At 34.3% G+C, this 1,135-nt stretch carries 1 protein-coding gene; it reads left to right on the top strand.

Going from position 1 to position 1,135, the window contains the following annotated elements; genetic code table 11:
- Positions 1-577: 577 nt before the first annotated feature.
- Positions 578-1,108, top strand: a complete 531-nt coding sequence (locus tag JCM11969_RS16765) for a DUF536 domain-containing protein (protein ID WP_054713017.1) — start codon at positions 578-580, stop codon at positions 1,106-1,108.
- Positions 1,109-1,135: the final 27 nt, after the last annotated feature.

The raw sequence follows: 1,135 nt of genomic DNA, 5'->3' as shown, positions 1-1,135 counted from the left end.
AACCCACGCTGACTCAAAGGAGAGTTGCTAAAACATCTGACTTGCTTTAAAATACAAATCTGATATGCTCTAACCGAATCACAAAGCCTCAAACGATGAATGTTTTGTGATTCAGCAGCGTATGTTGTTTTCTAGTTGCCTAACGGCAACTTCTTTTATTTTTAACAGCTAAATAAAAATGGACTAGGCAGCTCCTTGCTAGCTACTTAGTCCATTGGTTTTAATTTATTTTTTTAACTATCCTTAACTTGTCCTGGCGGACTAGTCTGGGGTATAATTAATCTATAAATTAGATCTCAATGTTCAGTCGATTTAGACGGCCAAGTTAAAATCGACTGAATCTAAGTAGCTGGGTGATAGCTACTTGCTAATAAGCAAAAAATCTCAATCCCAAGTGGATTGGGATTTTTGATTATTAACGTGATCTATTAATATTCGGTTGTTAAATTAGCTTTAGTTTAGCACACCGTTTTTAACGCAACAATAACTATTTTTGCTGATTGAAGTTGTACTTTAGATAGATTGACTTCAAAATAGAGAAAGAGCATTTCTAATTCAAACTGGGTGGTGATTAACCTTGGTCAAAACAATTAAACAACTTGCAGATGAATTGGGGGTCTCTAAACAGACTATTCAATATCATTACCAAAGACTACCAACAAAGGACCAGCAAAAAGACAGCCAAGGCAAAAACCTTATTAGTCCCCTAGCTGAAAGCATTGTTAAGAACAGAATATCGAAATCTTTGCTAGCAAAGAACCAACAAAATGATAGCAAAGAGCCAACAAAGACCAGCAAAGAAGATAATGACCTAATTGCCACTCTAAGAAGAGAAGTAAGAGATTTAAAGCTTGAACGTGATAAACAGCTTGCTACCAAAGACCAGCAAATAAGTAGCAAAGATCGACAAAAAGATCATCTAACAAAACTGATAGATCAGCAACAACAACTTCAATTAACAACTGTAACAGAAAATCGCCAATTAAAAGAACATCTGCAAAAATTAAATGACTTGATTGAAATCTCTAATCCAGGCCAAAAACAGCAAGTGAATGACAAAGAAGATAGAACACATAATAATAAAAATTGGTGGCATTTTTGGAAATAGAAGTCAATTGGTAGATTATAAAATTAA

Origin of the sequence: Secundilactobacillus paracollinoides DSM 15502 = JCM 11969 (genome assembly GCF_001311135.1) — a bacterium.
GTDB classification, from domain to species: domain Bacteria; phylum Bacillota; class Bacilli; order Lactobacillales; family Lactobacillaceae; genus Secundilactobacillus; species Secundilactobacillus paracollinoides.
This window is presented reverse-complemented; position numbering and strand designations above follow the sequence as displayed.